Here is a 5,640-nt window from a genome sequence, read left to right on the forward strand (position 1 = left end):
CGGTTCCGTTTTGACATGTCGATATATCGCCGGCTTGTGGTTTTTGTCTTGTACTGATTATTACGAGGTCATTTTCAATGAGCGGTATCTTGGGCGGTACCTGTCGTGCCAGGTGGGTTAACGTCGGGGGCGGGTAAAAAAGCCCCCGGCAAAAGGTGGCGGCAGGTCGCGCAATGCGGCAATACGGGTGGTCACAGAAGGATGGGTATCGAGCAGGGCCGGGGGTTCGGTGCTGCGATAGGGGATCAGACGCAGGGTGCGGCGATTGATTTGTTCGATATGGCCCAGTGCGTCGATCAGATCGTCGGGGCCACCCAAAAGGTCGCTTGCACCGTGATCGGCGGCAAATTCGCGGTCTCGGATAACGGCGCGTTGCAACAAAAAACTTATGCTTGGCGCTGTGGCCAGCACGATGACCAGCCATATTGGCGGGGTTGGGTGTGCTGCGCTGAATATGAATACAAACATCGCAAAAACCGCCACGGTCCAGGTCGCGCGATAAAGAATGTCGGTCATCATCAGGATCTGGGTGTCGTTATGCCAGGTATGGGCGATTTCGTGGGCCAGAACCGCCCGCAATTGCCGGGGGGACAGGCCGGTAATGGCGTCTTGTGACAAGGCAATGATGGTGCTGTCATCCTTGCCGGTGGTAATGGCATTAACCCCTTTACCGGGTAATAGATACAGACGCGGAATAAAGGCCAGACCTGCCCGATGCGCAAGAAGGATCGCCATTTCATACAGGGCCGGATGGCTTTGGGGGGACAAGGGTGTCGCGCGCAGCAGCTTCATTATCGTGTCTGACGATACCATTGGCCCGAACATCATCATCAGGGTAATGGCAAAAAACGCCGAAACCATCATCATGGGCCCGCCCAGAAGCCACGCACAAACAACCAGAACCCCTGCCATGCAGGCTAAAAGCCCGCTGGTATGGGTAACCCCGCCTGCGCGTAAGGCTAAAAACCGTTGAACGGAGTTGGGAAGTTCCAGCATTTGACAATCCCCTTATCGTACCAGGCCACCGCTAAATCTTGCCATGGGCAATGATCCCTGATGATACGCTTCTGCGTTGTCCGGTGCATGGGGCTTGATCAATTCGGCAAAATAACCGCTGACGGGCAAAATGGCACTGATGATGCAAGCCGGGTTTTGGCGGGTAACAGGGGAGGTGCGAAACAGGAATTGGGGGTTGTGGTGCCTGATCCTGTTGTTTTCGGGCCGCCAGTTCGGACTGGCCAGTGTTGCCTGTTTTACCAGGCAACGACAGGCAGGGAAGGATAGTGTTTAAAACACCATCTGGCTAAACCAGTATCCGACATAAAACAGTGCCATGACGGCAAGAATGGTTAACAGGGCTTTTTTGAACGGGTTGGATTTGGCCTGTTGCAGGTGGTTCGGGGTTGAGGAATTTTTGGGGTTAGCCATTGGGGACTCGCAACTGTTTTTAGAATTAAAAAAACGAAAATTGGATAGATCGAGGCCCGTTGCAAGGGTTTTGACTGTGGTGTGATCAGGAATGGTGCGCCAGATCACAAAAGAAGGGCTGTAAATTCAGGTAATTGATGAAGCATTGGCCCAAAACCAATGATTTCGTTAACGCATCTTTATTAAGTTTGACTAGAATAGTCGTAGAGGACTAATGCAACCAGATAGGTTGTCCTGCCGTGTGATGCGACGGGATGATTGCTGTTGGGGACAGGCCGCAGGCACGCGGCGACGATATTTACGGGATCAGGATGGCCCAGCCGAACAAAGCCCGCTCCGGCATATTGGCCGGACGCAACCGCGAAGGTGATCGCACCCCGCTTGAACGGATGTTCTGGCGGTCGATCGGTATTGTGGGCGGATTCAGCATGGTCATCAATTTGCTGAATATGGTGATCCCGATTTATTCGATGCAGGTCTTTGACCGGGTTTTGTCCTCGCGCAGTTTCGATACCCTGTTTTTGTTGACCCTTGGCATTGCCATTGTGCTGGTGTTTATCGCCGCGATGGAGCAATTGCGATCCCGGGTTTTGATCCGGGTGGGCACGGGGCTTGATCTTGGTTTGGGCGGCGATTTGTTTGCCCATGTGGTGGAACAGGCATCGCGCGGCGCGCCCAACCGGCAGCGCCCCTTACGTGACCTTTATGGCTTGCGCGGGTTTTTAACCGGGTCTGGCCCGTTTGCCCTGATCGATTTCATGTGGGCACCGGTTTATATTGGCGTGGTTTTCATTTTCGATATCCGTCTGGGCATGGTTGCGCTTGGCGGTGCGGTGATCCTGATTTTGATTGCGGTGGCCAACGAGGCTGCGGCGCGAATTTCGGTAGATCGATCCGAACAATCGCAAAATCGCGGCATTGCCCAGGAAGAAACCTATGTTCGCAATGCCGAGGCAATGGAAGCCATGGGCATGACGCCTGCGGCCCGCGCGCGCTGGCAGGCGGACCAGTCCGATGCGCTGTATTGGGAAGGCCAAACCAGCCGCCGGGTTGGCACATCGACCACCTTGTCGCATTTTGTGCGCCTGTCGATGCAGGTGATGTTTATCGGCACCGGGGCTTATCTGGTGCTAAGCGAAAGCATCACAATCGGCATTATGGTGGCATCGATGATTTTGGGCATGCGCGGCCTGGCACCGTTTGACGGGGCGGTGGCGGCGTGGCGGTCCTGGACATCGGCACGTAATTCGTTTGAGCGGCTAAACCGCATTTTGCTGGACCGCAAACCCCGCCTTGCCGCACCGGCATTAAAGGCCAAAGGCATGGCCGTTTCGGTAGATCGGCTGGTTTTTGCCCCGCCCGGCAGCCGAAATGTGTTGTTTAAAGGGTTTTCGTTCAAGGTTGGCGCGGGGCAGGTTGTAAGCATTGCCGGGTTTAACGGAGTGGGTAAAACCGCCCTGTTAAAGCTGCTGATGGGGATTTGGTCGCCCGCTTCGGGATCGATCAAACTCGATGAGGTCGAAGCATCAAAACTGGATCGTGCCCAGATCGGCCCGCAAATTGGCTATCTGGCACAAAACCCGTTTTTGTTTCCCGGTACAATCGCTGAAAATATTGCCCGGCTGGGCTCGGCCGACCCGCGCGAGATTGTGCAGGCGGCGGAATTGGCCGGGGCGCATAAATTTATTCTTGATTTACCTGATGGTTATGACACCAAACTGGACCGGGGCGGTACCAATCTTTCGGGCGGCCAACGCCAGCTTGTTGCCCTGGCGGCGGCCCTGTATGGCAAGCCAAGATTATTGTTGCTTGATGAACCGACAACCGCCCTTGATGAAGGGCGGATGGAATATGTGACCAATCTGGTCGATATCGTCCGCCGTGCGGGGATTACCGCCTTCATTGTTAGTCATGAACGCGAAGTTTTAAAACGCGCAGATGCGATTATTGCGCTTTCTGGCGGGCAAATTCGTGTGGTGCCGGTAAATGTAAATCGTATGCAAACTCCGCCTCCTCCTGCACCGGCGTCGGTTGCGGCCTTGCCGTCCTCGGCGCAGGTGCCGCCGCGGCCGGATGCGCTGTCTTCTGCGAAAACGGCCACGGGGGCAGGCAGGCAGGGCAATGCGGGGGACGATAACCAGATGCGCATTACCCCGCAAAAACGCGCCGTTCCCAACCCCGATGCCGCCCGCCGCCGCAACCCTGATGCGGGAATGACGGATGATGGCACGGCCCGCAGCACCGTGCGGGCCGGGGCAGCTGCTGGGCAGGGGGGCGAACAACAGGCCCTGCGCAGCACGGCAAATGGCACAATGAAGGTAATGCGGCCCCTTGCGCCGCCCACGCGCAAGGACGAAGGGCTGGACCGTGGCGAGGGGCCAAAGGACGTGGCACGCCGCAAACAGGCCGCGGCCCGCAAGGCACAAAAAGACGCTGCAGATGCCCGTCTGAGCCGCGAAAAAACCGCCCGCCAGGTTGCCCGCCAGCAAGCGGATCAGGGTGGGGCGGATGATGGAAACACACGTGTTTCCGCCGCAGCGCCTGGTGAGCCGCGTGAACAACGCACGCCACGGGTAAAAACCGGGCTGGATGGGCGCCCGCAATTGCGCGTGGTTGAAGGATCGGCCGGGCGCAGGCAAGGGGGCGGTCGATGAACGGTGTCGAGCTTCCGTCGGTTCGGACCCTTGATACCGATGTAAAACCGCTGGTCCGCCTTGGTTTGATGATTTTGATTCTGGGGTTTGGGTCGGTTTTTTTATGGGCGGCAACTGCGCGTATTAATTCTGCGGCCATTGCCAGCGGGGTGGTTTCGCCCTTTTCCGGGCGGCAAACCGTGCAGCATCTGGAAGGCGGAATAATCCGCAATATTCTGGTGCGAAATGGTGCGCGGGTCGCACCGGGGCAAACCCTGATCGAACTGGATGATACCAGGGCGCGGGCCAGTTATGATTTGCTGTATAAACGGCATTTGAATGCGCTGGCGACCCAGGCCCGCCTGAATGCGGAACGGCAGGGGATGGACCATGTGGTTTGGCCGTCTGATTTAAATCCCGTGGCCCACAAAGACCTTGTGATGGCACAAAAAGACCTGTTTGACAGCCGAACCAGTGCCTTTCGCGGTGAGGTGCAGCTTTATGATGAACGCATAAAAGAGCTGCGCCGTGAAATTTCGGCAACGAATGAACAAAAGATTGCGTCGCAACAGCAGGTTGGCATCGTTAAGGAAGAGCTGGCGATGGTAAAGCCGATGGTGGAAAAGGGCTATGCCCGGCGCACCCGGTTGTTGCAGCTTGAAAGCCGACTGGTGGATAATCTGGGCAATATTGGTCGATATTCAGCCGATATCGCCCGGATCGAACAACAGATACAACAGGTGCGTGCCAGCCAGGCGCAGTTAAGCCGTGATCATTTGGAAACGGTAAACACCGAACTGCGTGATGTGCAGGCGGATTTATCGGACCTGACGGAACGGTTACGCTCGGCCGAGGATATTTTGGCGCGTTCCAAAATCGTCGCCCCGACCGAAGGGACAGTAACCAGCCTGAAATTTACCACGGTGGGCGGCGTGATACCGCCAGGTGCGCCAATTCTGGAGATTGTGCCCCATAATGACCGGCTGGTAATTGAAGGGCGAATTTCACCCAATGACATCGATGTGGTGTCGCCGGGCTTGCTGGTGAATATCCGTGTGACAGCCTTTAGTCAGCGCTGGTTTGCACCCGTTAAAGGCGAGGTGGTTGATGTATCGCCGGACCGGTTGAGCGACGGGGATGGACGCCCTTATTTCCGGGCGATGGTGGAAATTGATGCCGATAGTCTGGCCGAACATGAAGGTATGATCCTGTCCCCTGGTATGGCAGCGCAACTTGAGATTGTGACAGGTGCACGAACCATTCTGGCCTATTTGTTTGAACCGATCACGGATAGTTTCCAGCGTGCCTTCCGCGAGGAATAGGCCGGTTTATCTGGCCGAGTCGCGTATTTTCGGCCTCAAGAACCGAAGCAACAGCGCTATATTCTGACACAATCTGACATTTCTTTTGCTTTGCTGCTCCGTTAGCGGGACGTAGGGTGAAAAAGGCCGAAACATATGGTTTTCGGGCGTTTCTGCTGTTGCCGCTGGCGGGTCGCTGAAATATACTGTCGTATATGGGAAGTTGTGACTTTTTTCCGGCAGGGGTGCCGGGTGGTCCCATGTAGGGAGTTACGAAA

4 protein-coding genes are annotated in these 5,640 nt (G+C 56.1%); 2 read left to right on the plus strand and 2 right to left on the minus strand.

Going from position 1 to position 5,640, the window contains the following annotated elements:
- Window positions 1-117 precede the first annotated feature (117 nt).
- Window positions 118-996: a M48 family metalloprotease gene (locus tag J4E05_RS12350; RefSeq protein ID WP_349595962.1), complete on the minus strand. Its 879-nt coding sequence runs from the start codon at window positions 994-996 to the stop codon at window positions 118-120.
- A gap of 291 nt (window positions 997-1,287) precedes the next feature.
- Window positions 1,288-1,428 carry a hypothetical protein gene (locus tag J4E05_RS12355; protein ID WP_168184873.1) on the minus strand — a complete coding sequence of 47 codons (141 nt, stop codon included), beginning with the start codon at window positions 1,426-1,428 and terminating at the stop codon, window positions 1,288-1,290.
- 311 nt (window positions 1,429-1,739) lie between these two features.
- Between J4E05_RS12355 and J4E05_RS12360 the strand changes: the two genes are divergently transcribed.
- Entirely contained in the window at window positions 1,740-4,082 is a 2,343-nt protein-coding gene (locus tag J4E05_RS12360) for a type I secretion system permease/ATPase (RefSeq protein ID WP_349595965.1), read from the plus strand.
- Entirely contained in the window at window positions 4,079-5,383 is a 1,305-nt protein-coding gene (locus tag J4E05_RS12365) for an HlyD family type I secretion periplasmic adaptor subunit (RefSeq protein WP_349595968.1), read from the plus strand. The genes J4E05_RS12360 and J4E05_RS12365 overlap by 4 nt, the downstream gene beginning before the upstream one ends.
- The last annotated feature ends 257 nt before the right edge of the window (window positions 5,384-5,640 follow it).

The organism is Thalassospira sp. NFXS8 (genome assembly GCF_040148805.1).
In the GTDB taxonomy this organism is placed as follows: domain Bacteria; phylum Pseudomonadota; class Alphaproteobacteria; order Rhodospirillales; family Thalassospiraceae; genus Thalassospira.